Origin of the sequence: Maridesulfovibrio ferrireducens (assembly GCF_016342405.1) — a bacterium.
GTDB lineage: Bacteria > Desulfobacterota > Desulfovibrionia > Desulfovibrionales > Desulfovibrionaceae > Maridesulfovibrio > Maridesulfovibrio ferrireducens_A.
Genome location: NZ_JAEINN010000001.1, coordinates 380,393 through 401,529, shown reverse-complemented (window position 1 = coordinate 401,529; position 21,137 = coordinate 380,393). Strand labels below are relative to the sequence as shown.

Below are 21,137 nucleotides of genomic sequence, written 5' to 3'. Positions count from 1 at the left end.
ACACTCCTTTTAGGCTGAAGAGTGAGTATGCAGGATTTCAAAAATTATGAGTAGATGGAGCCTATGTGACGCTTACATTCATAAACTTCGTTTCAATTCTTCTGTCAGCACAAATTCACTCACGCCCATGGGCTTATTAATATCAAGTGGAGCAAATTCTGTTTCTATTTTCTTCTTATCACGGCAAAGAAGCATGCCTATTGTAGGATTGTCTTCTTCTGATTTCAAAAGGATATCTACGGCTAAAAGATAGAAATTAAGCTGTCCTGCATACTCAGGGATAAATTTTATATTCTTCAGTTCCAACACAACAGAGCAACGCAAAATAATGTTGTAGAAAAGCAAATCCAGATAGTAATCACTTTCACCAACTTCCAAATGATATTGCTTACCCACAAAAGCAAACCCTTTACCAAGTTCAAGCAAAAATTTCGTAATGTGCCCCAGTATGAGGCTCAATTGAATAATCAACTGGAAAACCAGTAATATAGTCTCTTTTTTTTAAGCACACCAATTACTAACGGACGAAGAAAGGCTTCTGATATTTTGGAGGAATTAACATTCTTAAACTATTCTTTTGTCATGTTTTAACCACTAAAACTTTACAATATTAAAGAAAAACCACATTATTTCGAGAGTGGATTAAATCATGCAAGTTTCAGCACAAATAAATAATTACATAAAATCGATCCCACCGGGAAAGATCATCACTTATCAGGACTTTCGGGACTTGCAGAAAAGCAAACCGCAAGCTCTAGCAAAGGCTTTGGAGCGTTTGGTGAAAAAGCAGGTTTTAATCCGGCAGGCAAAAGGAACTTTCTACCGCCCAAAGAAAACTATTTTTGGGCAGGTCAGCCCTTCTGACTTTACCATATGCTGGAATTGAATATAACGGAACTATTGGCCTCTATAATCCAATTTAAGAGATCTTCCAACTGAGGTAAAACCCCTAAATTAAACATACTGGATGAATAAACAATTTCGGCTCAAAATTAAATCAAAACACTTAATTGAACAGCCGGGGAAACCTAAAATGCCTGTGGAATGTACTACACTTTGAATAAATTTTATATATATTTTTTTTAAAACACGAACATTAACAAAAAACACTATTGCTTCAAACACTATAACTATTGACCATAAAAGATATGTTTAACACTCTGCCAGATAAAATATTAAATAATGCATCATCTGAACTATTCTTCCTATTAGTCGGGTCCCTTATACTTTTCATAATACAACTAATATACAAACACTTTAAAAATATTAAATATCGCCACACAATAAAATCAGAAATTAAATTTTATAAAAAAAGAAAAGCAGCTATAAATGTTATCGACCTTGCAAATGGAGACCCGGAATTTGAAAAAAAGAATATCTTTACAAGAGAAATTTCAACTTTTGGCGTTAAACGATGCCTATATATCGGCATACCAGACAGCATTAAATCAATAGTTACTTCAAAAGAAATAAATTATGGATACTCAAAATCACAGTTAACAAAATTTAATACAGACACATCGTTCGACCAAGGTCATGACTTCAAAGATCTTGTTGACATGACTGAAATACAACATTTGCCTGACCTCATTGCTAAACATAAACATATTGTAGGTACAAAATTTCTGGAAACAAAAGACGGGTTAATATTTAATGGGAATAAATACGGTATTTTCAATATGAATTTTACCCGCTTTGGCGAAAATGAAAATCCGGGAGCTGAGATTGATTTCTTTCATACAGACTATTTCACCCACAGGGTATTTCGGTCTATTTATCACGAATTAAAAAGCACAAGCCACCCCATTGCCTCTGCAGAAATTTCAAACTTTCTAAAATACAAACCTTTTCTTACATCATTTGGAGTAAATACTCTTTTAATTTGTGACGGAGAAAAAGGAAAAGAAATTGTTTTATGCAAGCGATCAAATAGAGTTCATGGAAATGCATCAAAATTCCATATCACAATGAACGAGGGACTATCTCAGACAGACAAAGATCCATTTGGAAAAATAGACATAGAGAGATGTTTTAAGCGCGGCTTAGCCGAAGAATTAGGAATTAATGACAAACTATACCAATATGGAATAACAGCTACTTTTTATGATTTTTTTTTAGAAAAGAACAATTTTGAAATTGGCTTATCCTCAGTTTTTGAATTAGACCTTAATTTCAAAAAGGATATCGAACCTCTAATCGCTAGGGATAAATGCCTTGAAGCAGACTCATTTGTAACGATCCCTCTCAACTCAAAAGAGATAAATAAATTCATTGCTAAACACGAATTCATTCCTCACGGATTATATGTACTAGAGAGAGTGCTCCTTAGAAAGAACATATTACTTTCCACCCCCCAAAAATAGACTTAGTGCACCCGAAAATGCATTCACAATAGCAGAGCTTGTATTCTGCGTATGTGGTTAGGTGGGTTGGCATTTTCCACCAATTGTCTTCTATTCCAAAAAACATTTGGGATACTTCATTTAAAACTTCCCAAATGTCTCGCCACAGCATTTAATATAATTCAAAATTTAAAAAAAGAAGATGACAGCAGATGTATACTGTCACTCCCAGAAGAGTGAGAAGAAACGTGCAGTGAGTTTGTTGCCGGAATTGTAGCGTGTTCTGATTGATCGATTAGCTTTAAATTATGAAGGCCAGTCCTGTTATGGGGCTGGCCTTCTTTTGAATTACCTTAACAGGAAACTATTTCTTAATGTCATTTTTAGCTTGAAAGTATACTGGAACCTGAAACTTAACCCTGCTCACACTTTCATGATTAACTGCTGAATCCCGCTTTCCATCAACAGATATGCCAACACCGATTACAGAAATTTTAGCACTCCCACCACCAGTTAAGCTACTAGCATCAACAACGGTAGTAGCAATATCAAACTCAATCAGTTGGGGGTCAACTATAGTTGTTCGACCTTTACTAGTTGTCACGTACCCCGGTGCTATTGAAACAGGTGAAATATCCTTAGCCTCCTCCACTGCACTGGTAATATCTGCTAATGCTTGCTTTACAAAGTTTTTCAAGTCCACGATATCCTCCTTACTAAATAAGAACTACATGTATAAAAGAACAACTTCGTACCCAATTAATAGTATCCAGCAAAAAGCATTCTAAAAACTATCGACTGCCATGACTATGCACAATTTTTCTAGCAAAATGGTACCGATCATTCAAGATGTGACTCTCAAAATCAACAACCCAGAATTTCAAAATGTTATCCAATTGTTATCCAAGTGGTTATCCACACAAAAAAACCGACTAAGCTTCTACGCCTAATCGGTTAGTTTTATTCACAAAAAGTGGTGGAGCTGAAGAGAATTGAACTCTTGGCCTCTTGAATGCCATTCGTGCGTGCTAAAAATATATCCTTAGAAACTAGTAGGTTGAATATTTTTTTACGACATAAATATACAGTTTCCCTTTATACGCTCGGTTCTCTGTACGTAAAACAATGTCGTAAAAAGATTATCGCCCCATGGCCATAAAGCATAATCTGAATAGATCTAGTCACCAACTTTTTTGAAAACGGCATAAAGCTCTATCTTTGTTGAATTTATTTTTTATTGTAAAGCCAGCCCCTTTGCACAAACTTGCAATTCTTTGCAAAACTTGCAATCCGCTAAAACCGCTAGAAAGCCTGTGTCTAGGCTCCATCAATAAGGCATTGCACGGTTCTTTTCTTTGCAAAAAATCGCTCCAAATGCCTCGAAGGGAGGTACGGGTGAGTTCGTTTCTTCTGCGGGCCGCTCTTTTTCTTTGAATTGACGCTTTTTATCAATTACACCAATTAAATAGTCACTAACAGAATCAAACCAAAAGGATTAGACCTATGAAGTTCGGTTTCCTTCTCGATAAAACAAAAATTACTTTTGACGGGATTACGATTTCGCCCCTTAAAGAACAGGAAGAAGTTGTCAGATTCGTTTTTGACGAATTCCCCGTTGCTAATGGATGGATTTACCCGCCAATAAAGAAAGTTAAGTTAAATAGAAATGAAGAAAAATTGAATATAAAGACTGAAGCCTATGAGCACTCTATTCCTTTTAAGCTGCCAGCTACACATCAAATTAAATTTGAGAATGGAAACGAAGATGATGATAATAGATTTGAATTTTTAATCCTATGCTATGGCTTTTTACATGGCCTATATCTATTAAAAGACGGCTATAACTACTTGATAAAAACCCCTTATAAAAAAAACACGGCTCATAGATTTGTCCCAAATAAAAAAGACTTAAAAATAGGAATGTCCGTTTTAAATAATGCGCATATAGAAAATACTGAAGAAATTAGAAAATATATTTTTGCTGCATTGCATTGGTTTCTAATAAGTGAATCCTATGAAAGACTATGGGAACACTTTGAAGCACAATACAAAGTACTTGATGGTGTTTATAAAATTGCTGAAAAGAAAAAAATTATCACAATCCTTAAAAAGAAGGATAGGTCTCACGCCAAAAGGCCAATTCTTATTGCTAAAAAATTTGGTCTCAAAATCCCAAACTGGGCAGATGTTAAAGAAGGTACGTCTTCAAGCACTCTTAGCATTCTCCGTAATAATCTTGTTCACCAAGCTCTTTTTGAGGGGGAACCAATAGGATATCGGCAGCCAAAAGAAAATTATCGACGTTATTTTAATAACTTTAATTTGAATCTAATCTGTGCAGTACTGGGCCTAAATACTAAACATCTGCGTGAAACGCCCACAACTAGAGGGATCACAGGCTGGGATCTTTTACCTTCCCCGATAACTCCTGTGGATTAAATGGCAACCCACACCAAAAAGCCCCGCTTCATCACTGAAGCGGGGCTTTCCTTTCTCATATCTCCGCACCAACCTTACCCAGACAACACATCCAACTTGCCCCGTATCACTCCTATATCATCCGCGTGGCTTTGAACTTCCGGACCTTCTACAATCTTGGTTGCTTCCGGATGCGTATGAACGGCCAGCACGTTAAGAGCATCCCGCACTTCCTGCATGAAATCCAGCATCAACGGAAAGAAACTAATTGTTCCGTCCTTTGTCATTAGCGTAATGGTCGTTCCTTTGATTCTCACGTTTTCTGCTTCAAGCTGCTTATCGCCGGTGACGGTTTCGTTGCTCTGCCCTTCAACGGTTGAATCCTGATTCCCTGTTATTAATTCAGTATAATTGCCATCGGTCTGGCTGGTGAAATTTTGTTGTACTGTCCTGGAAAAATCTTCCTTCACAATATCTGTTTTGTTGCCATTAATCGTAGCAGTTCGATCTTTCAGGACCGTTTCAATTCTATTTTCATTTACAGTGGAAGTGTGATCCTTCCCGACTGTTTCAGTCCGGTTCAAAATAACCGCCTCAGTCAGATCCTTCTGAACTGTCAAACTGTGATTCTCTCCCACCGTTTCAGTTAAATTCAGAGTTGTGTTTTCATTCCGATTCATCAGCACATTTTCAGTCATATTCAGTTTAACTGTATGGTGATGATTCCCGCCTGTAACCCCGTTCCAGTGTTGGGATATAATCCAGCTACAATCCTTGGCCGTGACAAAATTCAAATTATCCACTGCCACCATATCAATATGGCCACCGGAACCAAGCAGCACCGCGCCCAGTGCTTCAATATGCTTCACCCCGCCTATTTCCTCGGTACTGTTTCCGGCAACCTTGCGGAAGTCGCGCACCAGCTCCACCATGGAATCAACAGCTTCAACAACCCGCTTTAAGGATCTGTCTGTGATCTGGCCAGTTGTTTTCCGCGTCCAGTTTCCGTTTGGATCCACACGCTGCAAAGTGTCTGCGTCCTGCTGCCAAAGCAATTCACCGGTGGCCACTTTAGGAAGTGATAATCCTAATGGATAAATTTGCTTTATCAGCGGATGATCCGGACGGCCGTAAGCAAAACCAATCACAACCAGTGTTCCGGTTTCTGGGAATCCATAAACCCCGCGTTCCATTCCCGCACTGGCCACCGGAAGCGGAACGTCCTTATATATTGGATAGGCTGCGTCCCTTTCCCCTTCAGGTGTGAGAATTTCCAGATCTACAGCATAACGCGGCCGGAACCGTTCACAACTGCCGCCCTGCTCCGGTTCATCAGCCACGGCCAGAACTCTTGCATATCTATCCAGGTGTAAGCCTCCGGACAGCTCCGGAAACAATTTCAACATTACTTTCCTGATTATTTCACGCATGTAATCACCATTTCATGACCTTTTAACTGTACCTGCTTAACTCGCTTGCCATTCAGCTTAATCCCCGGCCGCATGGCCGGAATAATTGGACAGCACTTTGACCCATCGGTAAAGACGCGCTTGAACCATTTTTCAGCCAGCTCCAAAGGTTCATTTACGTTTTTAGTATCTGTCCATGATCCAACAAAAACGCGCCCATCAGGTTGCGGTTGCCATACATAATCAGGAATTGAAAAAACGGATCCGAATGAATCAACCCCGTGGTATCCATCTCCCAGAGTTTGAAAAAATGGTACGCGGGTACTTGAATAAGGCTTATCCGGAACAATAAAGATTATTCCGGTCTTTTCAGTATAATGATTTAAAACATCTACCAAAGTAGGATGGCGCATGGAGATAGGACAATGCAGATCAAGTACACCGGACAATTCACGGCAAAAAATGCGCTGTTGCCCGTTATCTACCATATGGCAGCTATCAATATAGCCCGTAAAATAAAGCCGGTCTTTGTCCTGGGTAGAATAACCAACAAAAAATTGAACTAAGCCAGTAACGGATTCCTTTGCTTTAATCTGAAAGACTGCGCGCCCAGTACCGCACAATTCCAGCCGGATATCATCACTGATAATATCAAATGCTTTCCCGGCAACGGTTAAGGTTTTGCGAATCTTCACGAAACAACCTCATCCACTTTTTTGATAACTTTATCCCAGGATGATTTTAAATCTGTAGCCGGTTGCACTGAAGAATCAGAAGTTGAATTTATGCCGTCCTCACTTTTAATAACGGCTGCAACTCCTTTTTCGCGCTGTTCAACTCGTTCAGGTACGGACAAATGTTCCCGCAAGCTAAAAGACACAGACCACGCCCTGACTGTTTCCTGTTCATCCCATCCTACGGAAGAAGTACACCGCACTTGCCTGATACCGCCCATGTTCGCGGTACGGTTGGCAATGGTATAAATCTTCATTTCTCCGTTTTCATCCTTGGTTTCAAGAACCTGGATCAACTCCCGCAATTTATCTTGATCTTTAAATTTTATATTAAGGGAAACGTTAAGATTTTTTGCTTTAATGCCCTTATTAACAACATCTGTTCCGCTTGTTTCTCCGGACAGTTCTTCATCGTAAATCTCCATGCCTCCGGAAACCTTCAGGCCGTAACCTGGAACATTGTAATCACCGAGTCTTAAAAATGTATTCATATGCCTAAAACCTCACGAAAAACAGTCATGGCTTCAGCTTCACCAATCCAGCAGCAAATCACGCTTAATACATGCGTTCCGTCACTTGTTCCCATGTTTGCGAGCTCAAGCCGGATATCGCGAACGCTGCCGTTTAAATATGCCGCCTGCCCAGATCCACCTGAAAAAAGAGAACAAAACCTTTCCCAAGCTGCACCGGCTTCTTCAGTGGCTTTTTGTTTTTTAGTAATCAGTTCACTTAGCAACGTTTCCGGCCGTTTATTTTGGCAGTCATACCCATGAGAAACCGCCACCATTCTGGCCAGTTTTGAATCCATTTTATTATTCGTTACCTGCTGCCTTGCATCCAGATCCTGAAACTTTGGAGAAATAAAACCATCACCCAGAATATACTTTTCAGTTTCAAGCACGTTTAAATCTTCGGCCCTGCGCTGAACCATCTGCAAAGGGGTAACGGGAAGAACCGCATTGAAAGCGGCAAGCTTTGCGGCCAGATCTGCGTGATCGTAAGCGGTAAATTTCAGGAAGACGGATCCGGAAACGGTTTCCGGCAAATCATCTGAAGGATCTGCAAGCTTGGCCAGCATTCCATCCAGACAGCCGGAAGGTGAAAGATAGGTATAATCGCCGCGCTTATCTCCCAAAGGATGAACATAGGGGTGTGCGCATAAAAATTTGCTTGATACGTTCAGCAGTTCATTCAGCTGACTGATTAAACCCTGCGCATTGCCGGCGCTGCCGGATATAATTGAAGGTGTGACCGGAATAAATCCGGCCACACCTGATAAGCGGCTTCCAGCTGCAGACATTTCACCAGCCACGGCAGCAAGAACAGGATCCGCGCCCTGGTTGATTGCTGCAGCTGCAGCAGGAACTTTAAAATTTACGGATTTCCACACTATTTCCTGCCCATCAAAATAACTCGGAAAATCCCGATTACGGTTTTAACTGCTGCTTTTAACCCTGCAATTGTTGTTGCATCATCAAGCGCGGCTTCAGCTGCCGCCAGCTCGTCATGGGTTCCAGTTGATATCTTGCCACTGTCCACGATCCGCACTTGCACTTTCACGGATTTTTCAGTTCCTGGAAGGATCATTTCAGGATTGGCGTGCAACTGCTGAACAAAGAAAGGGAGTAGGTCTGCAGCAAGCTTTTTTTTGTCTTCAAGTGATAGAGTTTCTACTTTTATCATCTTTTTTATCCCAGTTTGTAAGTATCAATTCTTGTTTCAGCTACACGGCATTCACTGCCAGCAGGTAAGTTTTTAACGCCCATGGCAACGCACCGGAATGGAACGCCACTTAATTTTATTGATTCAAGTAGTAAGAAGTTTGGATTGTCCGGATCTGTGTCGGTTCCGAGAGTTATTTTTTCAATCGTAATTTCTGTGAAATTGTCGGCAGTGAAAGCGGTTCCGGCCGCGCCTGTTGCGGCGGTGAGTGCTGGTAATTTATGGGCGCGATTTGGTGCTGTGGGAAAGTTCGCAGCCGAAATATCACCGTGATACACAGTGCATTCTTCTGCAAAAAGTCGCTGTATTTCTACATCTGACAGACTACGTTTAAACACCCGAACTTGATCATAATATTGATTTGCCGAAGATCCATATTGAGACTGTAACGCAGAAACAATTAATTCTGGTTGAGCACTAGTCCCACGAGTGTAAATTAAATTATTATCTATCCACAATTGAACTCCATCAAGAATTGGAACAAGACAAATATGATGCCATCCTCCAGAAAAAATAGCAGCTAATTGGTTTTGAATATCAGCTGGTAATAACCCCCCGGCTGTACCTTGATGTTGCGGTGAGTCGAACCAGCCGAATATATAATTACTAGCTAATCCAATGTGGCTATGAAGATAACCTTCAATAATTCCAAATCCAGTTCCGCTTGTTGACCAATAAGAAAACGAATGATCAGCTGTGATTGAAAACCCGTTAGCTTGTGAAGCATAGTTGCCGGGAGTACAGAGAGCTGTACCAAAATTCCCACCAACATATGACATTACGCCTTCCCATGTTCCTCCGTGAGTCCCTAAATTTGTACCGTTACCATTAAATTGATAAAGGGCGAGACCACTAGAATCGTTAAAAGGATCAGGATCATCAAGCCTTGCAGCTACGGACGTAGTTACAACGCCAACGGTTGCGAGACCTAACCCCGTTGCAACCAAATCTTCTTGATTGATCCGACTTGTCGTATCCAATTGATCTTTAGATGTAGAATCTAAAATGTTAAGTCCTTTATCGCGAACCTTCGCCCGAACCGAAATTTCCCCCCAATCGCCATCCCCTTCATCTTGATCAATCCCATTACTACAAAGCTCTGCACCATCTTCAAGCGCCATCCCTACGGAACTGGCCTTGCTCACTATATCCCAAGCTGAAGGATAAACCGCTTCATCACCAACCATAAACGCAGCAACTGTTCTAAAAGTCGTTGCAAGCGACCATTCAGACCAGTCCAGATTTGCACCCCGGTGACGGCATTCTAAAATATAATCCGAGGAAACAAGCAGAAGGCCAGCAGGAAGGATATATTCAAAGCCGGCTAAAATTTCAGGTGAAACATGCAGCACGGTATCACCAATCCGGATCCGGAACTGTGTTGCCGCGTGTGTGTCTTCAGCATCACCGGCAACGGAAAAAGGACCGGATTTCAGAACTGGCCGTTCCTGGATACCTATTGCATTATTTACCGGTTCCAAGTTCACAGGCCTGGCAACATAATTAAAAACTGAGCGAGTCGTAAAAATCACAATTTCAGACCATGGGGACCACTGGCCCGTATTCAAACGGCGGCGGCAACGCACTTTATAAATATTACTTACCTGCAGATATCCGGCTGGCATTTCAAAGCTGGTCAAGGCTACAGCTGAAGGACCAGAGTCAAAAACAGGATTGGAGAAATCACCAGAAGCATAATCAACTTGCCACTGTGCTGCATTCTGAACCGTGTTTATGAAGATAGGTACAAACTCATTGCTGCTAAAAACAGGAGTTTCACCGATATCAACAGCAGCCTGAAGCGGGTTCATAATGACAACAATGCCAGTTGCCAGTCTTGCAAGCAGTTCCATATGTGCATTCGGATCCGCGCCATGCCCACTGATTAGATTTTTCAAATATTCAACAAGATCCGTTTCAATATTATCTACTGTTCGGCAGTCTGTAACAGTTCCGGACCCGTCTATTTCAGCGATTTTTACAAAGTAATGATTTATTCCATCCAGAATAGAATCTTCAAAATCATCACCGTAAACTGGAACTGCCTTTGCTACGACATCAGAACCCTGCAATGTGTATGAAACATCCAGCCAAACGGATTTGGGAAGATTTTCACCGGAAACCGGAAGCACGTTTTCCAAGTCAATGCGGATACCTTCCACATATCCAACGCCAGCGGACAAAGTGAAAGCACCTTCAGCATTAACCAGCTTGAATCCGTCTTTCCAGAACCTTGCGCGGCCGTAAGTGTCTCTATTTGATTTTCGTTGCCTGTCATCAATTCCATTCAGACGAACTGAAAAATCAAGCTGCCATGTATCAGCTGCCACATTCATTCCGGTGCTTTCTGCCGCTCCGGTAAATTCAAGCATGAAATTTCTGGTTAAGTGGTTACCCTGAATTTGACCTTCAGTTTTCCATTTTGAAATTTTCGGCAGTGTAGTTATGGCCACAACCACATCATCAGCGGATGAATAAAGCCCGATCCAGTTGAAATCATAGTTTCCAGCATTGGAATCCAGAACAATGGAGTAAACCACCTGATTAGGATTCACGAACCCCTTGTATTCATCTGGAATGATAAATTCCTGCATAATCTGGCCAGCTTCAGGCTTGCCAGTAGCACGATCAATAGCAGCTTCAGGATCCACACCTTCAACATTTGCAAAGATCATTTTATCAATATTCAATACTCGCCCTTCGCCCTGGCATTGAGCTATCAGGTTTTCGCCTTTTGTCGTAATAATTGCGCTCATAATTTAGCCTCTACTGTCATGGTATCGTTATCGAAAATCTGCCCGTTTAAACTAACGGATAAAGGAGGAACAGCCGCGTATATTGTGAAAGTGTCGTGATTGAATTCTTGAGTCTGAACAGATATGGCCAGCGGGGTTATTACCTGCCAATCATAACGGCGACAGGTGCGGCCATAATGCTGAATCAAGGTTTCAAGTAACCGTTGATTAAGTGAAAGCTGGCTATCAGAAAGCCGGATGGAAACAATGTCCCAATCCTGCCCTGGAAGCCTTTCTTCTATTTCCACATACCCAACGCCTAGACGCTGAAAAATGCTTTTAAATCCGGCAACACTGCCCGAATCAACAGCATTGATATAAGCAAATTTAACCCGTTTCCTGAATAATTCGATAGGTTCGGTGTCAAAGCGCCTGATATCGCGCTGCCATGCAATCAGATTTAAAAACAGCTCTGTGCAAGTTTCAGGATCTTGCTGATTAGCGGGGAGCATTGCCCAGCTTGCAACCTTCTCCCAATACTTAAGAGCAGCTAAACGAAGCTTTTCAAGTTCAGGCCCACCTAACCAAAATGGAAGCTTCAGGACTGGTATCATTCACCCAGCTCCACGGTTAAACTTGACAGTTCAGGCAGATTCATCCCGGTTACTATGTCTTGATTCAAGCTGAATTCAACGGACTGAAGATCTTTGAATGCAAGATGCAGCTCTTCTTTTAATCTGGACAATGAAAAGCGGCTGAAGGGAAATGTCTGCGTAACTTCATAGTTGCTATTCTCACGAAAAGCAGAGCGGATCATATCCCCAAGACCTTGAAGCAGGGCCACTGTTTTTTCTTCAGATAAATGCGCCACTGGGTAAACCGTAGCAACTATGGCCACATCAATAAGCGGCATGGGAAAACATACCATGTCATCACCATGGCCATGATGGCCGGTATCGCGAACATAGTTATTGATTGCGTCAACGAAATCTTGAGAAGGTGCGCCGGAATCAATCATTATGAAACCGTTAGCGGTTCCAGGTCCGCGCGGTGCGTCATGCTCAAAATAAATATAATCGGGCCTGATACCCGCAAAAAGTGAAATATCGGCAGTGTAAGCTGCATCATGATGATACTGGCCAACAGCAGAAAACTGATTCTGCGCCCGTAGCTTGAAAGGTTCATCCTGTTCTTTGTCTGCACCGGGGATATCCAGCCAATCGCTTTCATTTTTAACTGAAGCTATGCCGGGAATAGGGCGGGGCAAAATTGAATAATAGCCAGGTCCAAGATTGTAAGCAGCTCCGCTATTTTCAGCCTTCACCGGAATCTGAAAAGTTAATTCTCCATCAGCTGCAGCAACTTCTTCAGAAGTAATAAGCCGATAAACATAGCCGGATATTGAAGGCGTTTCTATGATTGTCCCTGCCGGAATAGTCACGGCTCCGACACTGTTTACTCTTGTAAAAATCAAAAACCCCTGGGCAAAGGTAGCGTTCTTGCGTTCCAGATCTACGCCCCAGGCGAATATATCAAGCCAGATCCCTGAAGACGTTTTTAAAAAGGTATTAGGCAGGGCAGTATCAGCAAGGAGATCAACCAGCCATTTGCATGGTGTTGTCACAATTGCAGTAATAAGCTTCCAGAACGGGGACCATGTTGAATCATTCTGAATGACAGAACCTTGTTCAATGTTCAGATCCTTCCAGACTTTATCCATTTCCAGTTCAGTAGTGGGAACGCCTGCGTCCTTCAGCATTTGCCTGTAATCAACTGTCATTGCTAAACCTCGATAGAAAAGCCCAGCTCACCAAAATCATAAGCTATGGCCGTCAAATTAAATGTTCCAGGCTGGCCAGTAACTTCAACAATCTGGCAAGTACCGGGAACAATGCGTTCATCATCTTCCACTTCAATAATAATTTTAATGAGGTTTTCAGCTGTTACCCGCTTATCTCTGTTTGCAACAAGCTCCACCAGCAACCCGGTGTCACGGATCATGTGCAGCAGATCTTGCGCAATGCAGGCCAGATCTGTGACTTTTTCAGGGTTTCCCCCAGCGTCCAGCGTGATATCATTTTCTGATATTAAAATATCAAAATACATCAGCCACCCAGCCCGAGAGCGAACTGCTCATTTGTATTTGAATGTGGCCCGTAATGATTATGAGTTACCGGCCCGTTATTCTGAGTCTGGGAATTGCTCTTATTGGAAATATTAACCAGATCTTGCTTAATGCCGCCGCTTGCAACTGCAGATTGCTTCATTTGCTGCAAAGACTGAACAGGTGCAACTTTACTGGCTGAAACAGTTTCAGAAGCCTGCACCACTTTTTCAACCTTGGAAGTTGCTGAAACATCGAAAGACAAACCTAACTTTTCCAGAACCCAGCCCACCGCTTTTCCAAGACTTTTAAGCCAGTCCATAACTGGATCAAGTGCGCCTATTAAAGCCTTGCCCCACCAGGTATCACCGAAGGCGTTTTTAAAAGAATCCCAAAGTTTCGTGATTACGGGAATTGCGGCAATCAGCAGAGTTATTCCGGCTAAGACCATGCCGAAAGGACTAGCCTTCCAAGCCATATTTAAAAGAGTAGTGGCCTTACTCCATATGGTTGTGGCCAGAGCTGCGCCCTTAGTAACAGTGGTCCACATAGAAACCGCACCGGACCACGCCAGCATTGTAATTTTCCCAAAACCGGCAACGATGGATAAAACTCCAAGTATTCCGGTAAAAGCCAAGAGGCCAACCCCGGCATATCCAACCCACTTAGCAAGTTCAGGATAAGCGTTCGCCCAGTCAACAATCCCTTTTGTTACATCAGCAACAAAGTTAAAAAGTTTATCAATGGCCGGTGTAAGCAAGCGGCCTATCACTATCTGTGCAGCGTTCGCGCCCTGAATCATCCGTTGATAGGGATCAACCCTTTTCATGGCCATAGATTCAGCCTTTGCCATGCCACTTACTTTTTCCAGCTTGCCGATTGATGCTGAAAGATTATCTGTGTCATTTATCAACAACTTTATCATTGCGACAGCTTCAGCAGATCCAAAGGCCGATTTCAACGAATCAGATTCCGCAACGTCCAGAGTGTCACCGAACTTTGATTTCATCTTTTGCATGATATCAAGCATCGGCAGCATCTTTCCTTCAGAGTCGGTGAAACTAAGCCCAAGTTTTTTCTGAGCAGCTCCAACACCATCAAGAAAAGCTTTGTATTTCGTACCGGCTTCAGATCCGGACATGGTAGCCTGAAGAGTTCCAAGGACTGCAAATTGTTCAGAAGCAGATATTCCAGCCGCTTGACCTGCCGCCCCCACTGAGCTGAAAGCCTCGCTCATTTGCGTACCAGTGGTTTTAAACATTTCAACAGCGGTGGCCGTTTTGCCGGACATTTGTTCAACCCACTTACTTTTCCCCATGGCTTCAGCATCCTTTTTAAAAATGCCGTACATGGTTCCCATATAATTTGTGATTGTTCCCGCGTCCGCTTTGGTTCCTTTTGCCAGAACGTTACTGGCATTTGTAAAACTGGCTAAATCGTTTCCACTCAAGCCACCAATTGCAGACTGAATGTCATAGGAAGAGGATACAAATTCAGCAGCTCCTTCACCGTATTTTACTGAATAAAGCAGAGATTTATTCGCCAAAGCATCCATTGCATCAGCCTGAACACTAAGCGAGCTAACGTCCCGCATGGCATTATTGAAATCAAGAGCAGGCTGGATCATGGACTTGATAGCGAACCCCGCACCAAGAACACCAGCCCCGCCCATTCCAATGTTTCTAAAAGCAGAAGAAGCTTTGTTAGCTAGAGTATCTAAAGATTGCTGAACCTTCCCGACTGTCCCCATGGCCTTGCTGGCCAGAACATCAATTGAGAAAGTAAGTTTTTCTAATTTTGACACTCTACGGCTACCCCTTAAAAGCTTTGATCATTCCGTTACATATCGCCACGTTCATCTTTTCCCAGTAATCTTTTTCCAGAAATAGAGCTTCAGCCATGACCTGCTCAGTTACGTCTCTTCCTGGAAACCATTTAGAAGACAAAACTTCTAACTGAGAAAAACCATTACTCTCTATTGAACTGGCGAGCTTTTCGACTTTCCCACAACAATCTCAACTTCCGGTGTGAATTCTTCAATCACCGCAGCTGCAAGCTGAATTTCAAGTCCAGCCAGCTTAAGCAATTCACATAAATCTTCTTTGCTTTCAGGCAGAACACTGCGCATTAAAAAATTATGAGCAGGTGCAACTTTATTGTCCGGCCGCAAATCATTAATGTAAGTATTAAAAACGGAAGTCTTAACATCAAAATCCAAGTTTTTTCCGTTCACTTCTACAGGTATAATCATTCGTAATTCTCTCTTTTATTTTAGATCCATTTTTGCGTCTAAACGATCAAAACGCTTTTCCATTCGGCTGATAAATTTATCCATTTCATCCGTTGAAATATAATTTTTAGCCATATCAATCTGGACTGACTGAAGATCATCACGATTAGCAAGAACAGCACTGTGCAAATATCCATTCCAAAAAATGACCACAGACCAGACAATACTTATAACCACACGGATTATATTTTCTGCCTTCACTTACTTGGCCCCCTTTGTGTTGCCGCCCCCGTTCTGACCAAAGACTTTCATAATCAACGGCTCCAAATTCTTGATAGTGCGTTCTCCAAACAAAAAGCCAAGTACCAGGAAATTGATGATGCACAGGGCCGTTTCCTGTGTCTCGGTCAACTTCCAAGTCGTGAACCAGAGAAAATCCATATACAGAGTTGCAAAGCCCCACATAGGCCGCTGGCAACCGCGCAAAAAAATGATTAACGCGCCAAGGTAGGGCACACGCAGAAGGTCAGAAGCAGAGCCTTCCAGCTTCGCGATCCTGTCAGTCACAGCCTTGTCGGCTTCCATGGCCTTATCCCTCACAAGATTGGCCTGCTTGTCGGCTGCAGCTTTAATTCCCAGCTCAAGAGTCGCTTTCTGTTCAGGAGTCATATCAGGTGGAAAATATGTTTTGACGGCATCAAGAATAGTCCCGCCAAGCCCTTTTTCACCGCCCAAAGCCGCGCCAATAGTGGCTAAAATACTCATGCAACCCCCATAGCCATGTTCACACCGCGCTGAACAGTTGCAATGTCGTAAGGCTGCACACCGTTTTCATGGCGAATAATGGCCGTGCAAAGTTTATCCAGGAACGAACGGACAACAATAGGTTCATCAACTCCAACTTCCAGCTGCTTGGCTACGTGTTCCGCATATGCGTTTGTGTCGTTTTCGATAGGTGGAGCCCAGCGATCAATGATACCGGAAACGGTATCAAGACCGTACTTGTCCTGATAAGTAATCAGAATCTTACCCATGGCTCTGATTCCATGTTCAGGGGTTTTAAAAGTACAGAAAGATTTATCAAGCTGCTCTTCAGCAAGACCGTTCCACTTTGCACCATGACGAATATTGCCGGGATTGTGATTTCTGATACCTCTTGGTTCACTCATTGTATTTGCTCCATTTCAGTTTGACATTTGATGCAGTACCGGACTCCTGGGATTGCAACCCGTCTTGCTTCCGGAATCTCTTCGCCGCACTCTTCACAATATTTATTGCTGGGCCTGTTTGGGCAGCTCAACCTGTTAGCAAGGGCAGCTTCTATAAAAAGCTTTTCAACGCCCTGGGCAGCATCAACAATATCCATTACAGACCTTCAATATCTTCTTCTGAGAGGTACGGAACTCCGTTAATGCGCACAAAATCAGGGCTGGTAACTTCAAAAGGAATCTTGGAAATATGCTTTTCACCGCCTGCTGAATCAATATCCAACAATGAGGTAAGCTTGAGCTTGCAGCCGAAAGCCTGAACTTTCAGTTCATCCGTTCCGGTTTTTGCAAAAAATAAAATATCGAATTCTGGTAGCTCCCTGAAAGATCCGGCAGAAGAAGCTGCTTCCATAATCAAATTCAGATTACGTGCATCAACTTCAATTTCTCCGGATGCGGCAACGTCACCATCAACCCAGCCATTAGGAACTCCGCGGTCTTTTGCGGTGGAACTATTGTCTTCAATTTCAAGAGTCGCTTTTTCAACACGAAGCAGCATATCTCCTAAAGTCACATCAAAATTCTTTCCGCTTAAACGCTGGCCGCTCATTTACGCCTCCGCCTGATTCTGCAAGTTCAAAAGTAGATTGCAGGTAATATGTTTGGGGGAATTATAAGGAGTGACAACCAGATAAATTTCCACTTCGTATTTACTTTTCCAAGAAATCACGATGTCGGAATCCTTAGGTGGTTTAATTTCACCGGGAAACTGAATGCCCATAATTTCCACAGATTTAGCCATTGAGAACAGCGGACGCATGAAATAAAGCTTGTTGGCTTCAATGCTATTAGGGGTAGAATTCAGTTTTCTATCAGCGATTCTGGCAACGGCCAGCACGTAGATCCGGCGCATGGCTTTCTGCACGACTCGCAGATTTTCGACCATCTGATAATCTCCGGCAGGTACATCAAGCATGTTGCCGTCTGCCCAATAAACACCGGGATAATCCGGATACCATTGCGGAACTGACAAGCGGGAGCTTTCCAGATCTTGCAAAATGGACATATCAATTGCACGGCCGTCTTTATCAACCGGCTTGGCAGACCATGCACCCAGAAGCGGACCGGTTGCCACACGCATGGGAGAATCAGCAATGGTAACAGAGCGGTTGCATAACCTTCCGGCCAGCGTTCCCAAATCCATTCCCCACAGAGTAGGAACGACCATAACTTGATCTGCAGCAATGCTGCTAACAATGGGCTTCACTGCTGCAGTAAAATCAGACCAGCTTTCATCAACGGCCATGGCTCTTGTAGTTCCCATGAAAAATAAAGGCCGCATGTACTTGCCCATAATTAACTCTGCTTTAGCCTGCAGAGCTTCCACCGCGACAGAATCGGCAAGCGGATCCGTGACAACGATAGCTTCAACGGAAGCGAGTTCCATACATGCATCAATTGCATCAGCCAGATCTTCATCAGCTGCCAGCGGATAAACGCAAGCCACCCAGTTCTGACCAGCGTTAAGTTTGGCCGCTTCAATGTGAGTTTTTAAATTAAATTCATTTGCGCCCAGAACATCATCAAGCTCGGTATCACTGTTAACAGTGACAAGCTTTCCTTCATTCGTTCCGGATCCACGGCCGATAAAAAGAAAGTAATTTTCTACCTCCTTAAATTCGCCCTGCATTAAATTCAGGTTGTTTACTTGTACTCTGCCTAGCATTCAGATCTCCTATGCTTTTTTGATATATTGTAAGGCTGTTCGGGCCAGCTCGGTTGTATATTGAGTGGCATCTTTTGAAGTTATCCCTAAAAAAGGACGAGCTGGGATTTCAATTTTCCATTTTTCTTTTGCAGGAACACCAAGCAAAGTCTGAAGTGCAAAAGAGGCTTGCCCCCTGGTCAAATTTTCCATGATAAATTTTGAACTAACCCGTCGAACTCTATCTTTCTGCCCAGGATTTCGAAATGTGTGCCTGTACCTATTTTCTACCAACTCTTTAGCCAACCAACGAGGACACTTTGCCCTCCGCGAAACATATTTTTTTTCTCTTTTAAGCTGCTTGGTCAAAAGAATATGACCGCTTTGAACTTCCGCTCCATGCTGATGCTGATATGCAATCTGAGCGAGAACTGGATTCCTCCATGAAACAGAAACGCCTGCTTTGCCCGAGGGAATAATGCCCATGAACCGATTTAAATTCCGAAACATTTTGACGCTTTTATTCTTATGTCGTCCACGAGCTCGCTTTTTACGAGATTCCATAGACTTTCCGTCAATAGTTGTTCTTCTTGTGGTGTTGCGTCTTGCGCGCTTCCTAATATCTCCACCAACTTTGTTATTAAAAATCTTCCGTTGCTTTGGAGTAAGAGCTAAAATTTCAAGCTGTTCACGCAATCTAAGAAGCTTCTTAGAATCAACATCGCAGGTCATTGCAGAATCAGACATAACTAGTCCTCTTCATTTGACTTCCCATCCATATCAACCAGCTCTTCAGCAACATCCACTTTCAATTCACTGACAGACCACTTCTTGCCGTTCCAAAAAATTGGCCCCTCTTCATCCAGAACAATTAGAAGCGGCTCTTCAAAAGATATGGCAATTTCAACATTTGCGGTGTTGCGATTATTCAATGAAATATCAACTTCCGGATCCGGAAGATTTAAATCATGGCGTTCTAGATCATTTTCTGAAAGCCACGCCATGACATGGGCCAGCAAAAGGTTTGCATCACCGTGAAACTTTTCAATCCAAAAAACGGCATCATATTTAAGCCGTCCCAGCTCCACGCAATTTCCCAAATCTTTTCCGGTTAAAATCAAATCACCACGATCCGCAAAACATTCCAATTGCTCACGTTTAACTTCTAAAACTTCCAACAAAAATTTTGATAGATTTTGCAGCTGCTTCATAATGCTTCAACCATAATAGAAATTTTGCCTTGCAGATCTGCAATGGCCGCACTGGCATACTGATAAAAAAGTGATTCTTGGCTTTCAGCTTCGACAGCATCACCGATTCTTGAACTTGCACCCTTGGCCTGAACCATAGTTTTGTACTGGTGAATCAAGCTGCCCTTTGCACGACAACAAACAGCGTGCTTGTAATGAATGATTTTGGTTGTTTCGCCACCAATCATAGGCGCTATAATATCAACCAGAGCAGTTATTCCTTCTGCCTCTTTCTCTGCCTTGAAAGTTTCAAGCTGGCTATTTGCCCACGCTATGGCCAACTTCAAATGAGTCTTGACCATTTCAAGTTCATATTCAGCGGGTACACGGTAGCAATCGTGAAAATGTGAAACGGATATGCCAGGGTAAAACGATTCATTTTGTATTTCTTCGTCTTTCACTTCATCCGTCAAGCCGCTAAAACCAATCATGCAGATCTCACTTTATTTTTAAGACTGGCCCTTTCGGAATTATGAGAGAAGGAAAAAACAAATCTCATATTCATCAGGGCCAGTGCGAGGTTGGGTGTCTAATTTATTCTTTTGGCTCTGTTGATTCGTTTGAATTCTTCAGTTTCTTCTTAAGTTTTTCGAGTCTGGTCTTGACCTGTGCGCCAATATCAAGCGCCGTGGTAAGAAGCTCGGCAGCCTCTTCAAGTTCACCGTTCTGCTCTTGCTGGAAACCCATCATTTTATAGAGATCAGCAGTAACAGCGTCTGCAATGTCCCAATCCTGTTCAATGACCATTTCAAAAATCTGGGCAATGTAAGGATCTGCAGATCTATCTGCTGAAAGTTCCGCTTCAGCCCACTTGCAAAACTCACCCACTAGGAAAGTTTTCAGTTCAGATTTGAACCGTTCAGGCAAGGAAATATTGTTTTCGACACAGTAGGAACCGAAAGAAAGAACTTCGTCCCAGTCCTGTGCATCAATCAGCCAGACCAAATAATATCCAAGCAATGGATGATCCTGATTCAGTTCTTTCAACCTGCTGATATATGGCTGATATTTGGGAATCAGCTCGTTTTTTTTGAATTCAATTTTGCGAGTCACGGCCTGAATTTCATGGAGCTGGTGAAGATCTTCTTCAAGGGAGTTAGTAAGCAGCTCTGCCATTTGCTGAGTTCCGACACTGCCGCCAGGGAAAATCCCGATTTTTGCAGATGAAGCCACGGCAGATTCATCAGTTTCAACTTGCCCCTGCTCTTTCATTTTTCTTTGATGCGCTAACATTAAACTCATAATTTTTTCCTTCTTAAAATTGGCGGGAGCATCAGCCC

General features: G+C 42.6%; 26 protein-coding genes. 3 read left to right on the top strand and 23 right to left on the bottom strand.

The genetic code is table 11. The annotated features are described in order from the left end of the window. Nucleotides 1-78: 78 nt before the first annotated feature. Complete coding sequence (locus JEY82_RS01845) at nucleotides 79-459, bottom strand: PDDEXK nuclease domain-containing protein (protein ID WP_304082022.1); 381 nt, start codon at nucleotides 457-459, stop codon at nucleotides 79-81. 190 nt (nucleotides 460-649) lie between these two features. Between JEY82_RS01845 and JEY82_RS01840 the strand changes: the two genes are divergently transcribed. Together JEY82_RS01840 and JEY82_RS01835 are read left to right on the top strand one after the other, a co-directional pair. After that, nucleotides 650-886, top strand: coding sequence for a DUF6088 family protein (locus JEY82_RS01840; RefSeq protein WP_304082020.1), 237 nt, complete (start codon nucleotides 650-652; stop codon nucleotides 884-886). Nucleotides 887-1,148: 262 nt separating this feature from the next. Beyond that, nucleotides 1,149-2,363, top strand: coding sequence for a hypothetical protein (locus tag JEY82_RS01835; RefSeq protein WP_304082018.1), 1,215 nt, complete (start codon nucleotides 1,149-1,151; stop codon nucleotides 2,361-2,363). Between the two features lie 343 nt (nucleotides 2,364-2,706). On the opposite strand, the gene JEY82_RS01830 is transcribed toward JEY82_RS01835, so the two are convergent. Beyond that, nucleotides 2,707-3,045, bottom strand: a complete 339-nt coding sequence (locus JEY82_RS01830; RefSeq protein ID WP_304082016.1) for a hypothetical protein — start codon at nucleotides 3,043-3,045, stop codon at nucleotides 2,707-2,709. Between the two features lie 800 nt (nucleotides 3,046-3,845). On the opposite strand from JEY82_RS01830, the gene JEY82_RS01825 reads away from it, so the two are divergent. Further along, nucleotides 3,846-4,781, top strand: a complete 936-nt coding sequence (locus tag JEY82_RS01825; protein ID WP_304082014.1) for a hypothetical protein — start codon at nucleotides 3,846-3,848, stop codon at nucleotides 4,779-4,781. 74 nt (nucleotides 4,782-4,855) lie between these two features. Here the strand turns inward: JEY82_RS01825 and JEY82_RS01820 are convergent, their stop codons facing one another. From JEY82_RS01820 to gpM, 21 genes are all read right to left on the bottom strand, one after another. After that, nucleotides 4,856-6,166: a hypothetical protein gene (locus JEY82_RS01820; RefSeq protein WP_304082013.1), complete on the bottom strand. Its 1,311-nt coding sequence runs from the start codon at nucleotides 6,164-6,166 to the stop codon at nucleotides 4,856-4,858. A gap of 11 nt (nucleotides 6,167-6,177) precedes the next feature. Next, on the bottom strand, nucleotides 6,178-6,864 hold the full coding sequence (locus JEY82_RS01815; RefSeq protein WP_304082012.1) for a hypothetical protein: 687 nt from the start codon (nucleotides 6,862-6,864) through the stop codon (nucleotides 6,178-6,180). Continuing rightward, the gene (locus tag JEY82_RS01810) at nucleotides 6,861-7,394 is read right to left on the bottom strand and encodes a DNA-binding protein (RefSeq protein ID WP_304082011.1); all 534 of its coding nucleotides are present in this window, start codon (nucleotides 7,392-7,394) and stop codon (nucleotides 6,861-6,863) included. The genes JEY82_RS01815 and JEY82_RS01810 overlap by 4 nt, the downstream gene beginning before the upstream one ends. Then, entirely contained in the window at nucleotides 7,391-8,293 is a 903-nt protein-coding gene (locus tag JEY82_RS01805) for a hypothetical protein (protein ID WP_304082009.1), read from the bottom strand. Before JEY82_RS01805 ends, JEY82_RS01810 begins: the two co-directional genes overlap by 4 nt. Continuing rightward, the gene (locus JEY82_RS01800; protein ID WP_304082007.1) at nucleotides 8,293-8,586 is read right to left on the bottom strand and encodes a hypothetical protein; all 294 of its coding nucleotides are present in this window, start codon (nucleotides 8,584-8,586) and stop codon (nucleotides 8,293-8,295) included. Before JEY82_RS01800 ends, JEY82_RS01805 begins: the two co-directional genes overlap by 1 nt. Nucleotides 8,587-8,591: 5 nt before the next feature. Further along, on the bottom strand, nucleotides 8,592-11,381 hold the full coding sequence (locus tag JEY82_RS01795; RefSeq protein WP_304082005.1) for a phage tail protein: 2,790 nt from the start codon (nucleotides 11,379-11,381) through the stop codon (nucleotides 8,592-8,594). Then, entirely contained in the window at nucleotides 11,378-11,974 is a 597-nt protein-coding gene (locus tag JEY82_RS01790; protein ID WP_304082003.1) for a phage tail protein, read from the bottom strand. Before JEY82_RS01790 ends, JEY82_RS01795 begins: the two co-directional genes overlap by 4 nt. After that, a complete protein-coding gene (locus JEY82_RS01785; RefSeq protein ID WP_304082001.1) occupies nucleotides 11,971-13,140 on the bottom strand; it encodes a baseplate J/gp47 family protein in 1,170 nt (389 codons plus the stop codon). The genes JEY82_RS01790 and JEY82_RS01785 overlap by 4 nt, the downstream gene beginning before the upstream one ends. A 2-nt stretch (nucleotides 13,141-13,142) precedes the next feature. Further along, nucleotides 13,143-13,466, bottom strand: a complete 324-nt coding sequence (locus JEY82_RS01780; protein ID WP_304082000.1) for a DUF2590 family protein — start codon at nucleotides 13,464-13,466, stop codon at nucleotides 13,143-13,145. Beyond that, nucleotides 13,466-15,268 carry a phage tail tape measure protein gene (locus JEY82_RS01775; RefSeq protein ID WP_304081999.1) on the bottom strand — a complete coding sequence of 601 codons (1,803 nt, stop codon included), beginning with the start codon at nucleotides 15,266-15,268 and terminating at the stop codon, nucleotides 13,466-13,468. Before JEY82_RS01775 ends, JEY82_RS01780 begins: the two co-directional genes overlap by 1 nt. A gap of 171 nt (nucleotides 15,269-15,439) precedes the next feature. Continuing rightward, nucleotides 15,440-15,715 (bottom strand): putative phage tail assembly chaperone, encoded by a 276-nt coding sequence (locus tag JEY82_RS01770; RefSeq protein ID WP_304081997.1) that lies wholly within the window; start codon nucleotides 15,713-15,715, stop codon nucleotides 15,440-15,442. Nucleotides 15,716-15,730: 15 nt separating this feature from the next. Then, nucleotides 15,731-15,955, bottom strand: coding sequence for a hypothetical protein (locus JEY82_RS01765; RefSeq protein WP_304081995.1), 225 nt, complete (start codon nucleotides 15,953-15,955; stop codon nucleotides 15,731-15,733). Further along, the gene (locus JEY82_RS01760) at nucleotides 15,956-16,459 is read right to left on the bottom strand and encodes a hypothetical protein (protein WP_304081993.1); all 504 of its coding nucleotides are present in this window, start codon (nucleotides 16,457-16,459) and stop codon (nucleotides 15,956-15,958) included. Next, the gene (locus tag JEY82_RS01755; RefSeq protein ID WP_304081992.1) at nucleotides 16,456-16,863 is read right to left on the bottom strand and encodes a structural protein; all 408 of its coding nucleotides are present in this window, start codon (nucleotides 16,861-16,863) and stop codon (nucleotides 16,456-16,458) included. Before JEY82_RS01755 ends, JEY82_RS01760 begins: the two co-directional genes overlap by 4 nt. Beyond that, entirely contained in the window at nucleotides 16,860-17,060 is a 201-nt protein-coding gene (locus tag JEY82_RS01750; RefSeq protein ID WP_304081991.1) for a TraR/DksA C4-type zinc finger protein, read from the bottom strand. The genes JEY82_RS01755 and JEY82_RS01750 overlap by 4 nt, the downstream gene beginning before the upstream one ends. Beyond that, complete coding sequence (locus JEY82_RS01745; protein WP_304081990.1) at nucleotides 17,060-17,512, bottom strand: DUF2597 family protein; 453 nt, start codon at nucleotides 17,510-17,512, stop codon at nucleotides 17,060-17,062. Before JEY82_RS01745 ends, JEY82_RS01750 begins: the two co-directional genes overlap by 1 nt. Next, complete coding sequence (locus JEY82_RS01740; protein WP_304081988.1) at nucleotides 17,513-18,628, bottom strand: DUF2586 domain-containing protein; 1,116 nt, start codon at nucleotides 18,626-18,628, stop codon at nucleotides 17,513-17,515. A gap of 9 nt (nucleotides 18,629-18,637) precedes the next feature. After that, on the bottom strand, nucleotides 18,638-19,354 hold the full coding sequence (locus tag JEY82_RS01735) for a hypothetical protein (protein WP_304081986.1): 717 nt from the start codon (nucleotides 19,352-19,354) through the stop codon (nucleotides 18,638-18,640). Nucleotides 19,355-19,356: 2 nt separating this feature from the next. Further along, nucleotides 19,357-19,818, bottom strand: a complete 462-nt coding sequence (locus JEY82_RS01730) for a phage tail protein (RefSeq protein ID WP_304081984.1) — start codon at nucleotides 19,816-19,818, stop codon at nucleotides 19,357-19,359. Further along, nucleotides 19,815-20,288, bottom strand: a complete 474-nt coding sequence (locus tag JEY82_RS01725; protein ID WP_304081982.1) for a head completion/stabilization protein — start codon at nucleotides 20,286-20,288, stop codon at nucleotides 19,815-19,817. The genes JEY82_RS01730 and JEY82_RS01725 overlap by 4 nt, the downstream gene beginning before the upstream one ends. A gap of 103 nt (nucleotides 20,289-20,391) precedes the next feature. Then, nucleotides 20,392-21,099, bottom strand: a complete 708-nt coding sequence (gene gpM / locus JEY82_RS01720; protein WP_304081980.1) for a phage terminase small subunit — start codon at nucleotides 21,097-21,099, stop codon at nucleotides 20,392-20,394. Nucleotides 21,100-21,137: the final 38 nt, after the last annotated feature.

Coding starts and splice junctions, on each gene's coding strand:
- JEY82_RS01840 (WP_304082020.1), top strand. CDS start 650: ATGCAAGTTTCAGCACAAATAAATAATTACATAAAATCGATCCCACCG.
- JEY82_RS01835 (WP_304082018.1), top strand. CDS start 1,149: ATGTTTAACACTCTGCCAGATAAAATATTAAATAATGCATCATCTGAA.
- JEY82_RS01825 (WP_304082014.1), top strand. CDS start 3,846: ATGAAGTTCGGTTTCCTTCTCGATAAAACAAAAATTACTTTTGACGGG.
- JEY82_RS01820 (WP_304082013.1), bottom strand. CDS start 6,166: ATGTTGAAATTGTTTCCGGAGCTGTCCGGAGGCTTACACCTGGATAGA.
- JEY82_RS01810 (WP_304082011.1), bottom strand. CDS start 7,394: ATGAATACATTTTTAAGACTCGGTGATTACAATGTTCCAGGTTACGGC.
- JEY82_RS01800 (WP_304082007.1), bottom strand. CDS start 8,586: ATGATAAAAGTAGAAACTCTATCACTTGAAGACAAAAAAAAGCTTGCT.
- JEY82_RS01795 (WP_304082005.1), bottom strand. CDS start 11,381: ATGAGCGCAATTATTACGACAAAAGGCGAAAACCTGATAGCTCAATGC.
- JEY82_RS01790 (WP_304082003.1), bottom strand. CDS start 11,974: ATGATACCAGTCCTGAAGCTTCCATTTTGGTTAGGTGGGCCTGAACTT.
- JEY82_RS01785 (WP_304082001.1), bottom strand. CDS start 13,140: ATGACAGTTGATTACAGGCAAATGCTGAAGGACGCAGGCGTTCCCACT.
- JEY82_RS01780 (WP_304082000.1), bottom strand. CDS start 13,466: ATGTATTTTGATATTTTAATATCAGAAAATGATATCACGCTGGACGCT.
- JEY82_RS01770 (WP_304081997.1), bottom strand. CDS start 15,715: ATGATTATACCTGTAGAAGTGAACGGAAAAAACTTGGATTTTGATGTT.
- JEY82_RS01760 (WP_304081993.1), bottom strand. CDS start 16,459: ATGAGTATTTTAGCCACTATTGGCGCGGCTTTGGGCGGTGAAAAAGGG.
- JEY82_RS01755 (WP_304081992.1), bottom strand. CDS start 16,863: ATGAGTGAACCAAGAGGTATCAGAAATCACAATCCCGGCAATATTCGT.
- JEY82_RS01750 (WP_304081991.1), bottom strand. CDS start 17,060: ATGGATATTGTTGATGCTGCCCAGGGCGTTGAAAAGCTTTTTATAGAA.
- JEY82_RS01745 (WP_304081990.1), bottom strand. CDS start 17,512: ATGAGCGGCCAGCGTTTAAGCGGAAAGAATTTTGATGTGACTTTAGGA.
- JEY82_RS01740 (WP_304081988.1), bottom strand. CDS start 18,628: ATGCTAGGCAGAGTACAAGTAAACAACCTGAATTTAATGCAGGGCGAA.
- JEY82_RS01735 (WP_304081986.1), bottom strand. CDS start 19,354: ATGTCTGATTCTGCAATGACCTGCGATGTTGATTCTAAGAAGCTTCTT.
- JEY82_RS01730 (WP_304081984.1), bottom strand. CDS start 19,818: ATGAAGCAGCTGCAAAATCTATCAAAATTTTTGTTGGAAGTTTTAGAA.
- JEY82_RS01725 (WP_304081982.1), bottom strand. CDS start 20,288: ATGATTGGTTTTAGCGGCTTGACGGATGAAGTGAAAGACGAAGAAATA.
- gpM (WP_304081980.1), bottom strand. CDS start 21,099: ATGAGTTTAATGTTAGCGCATCAAAGAAAAATGAAAGAGCAGGGGCAA.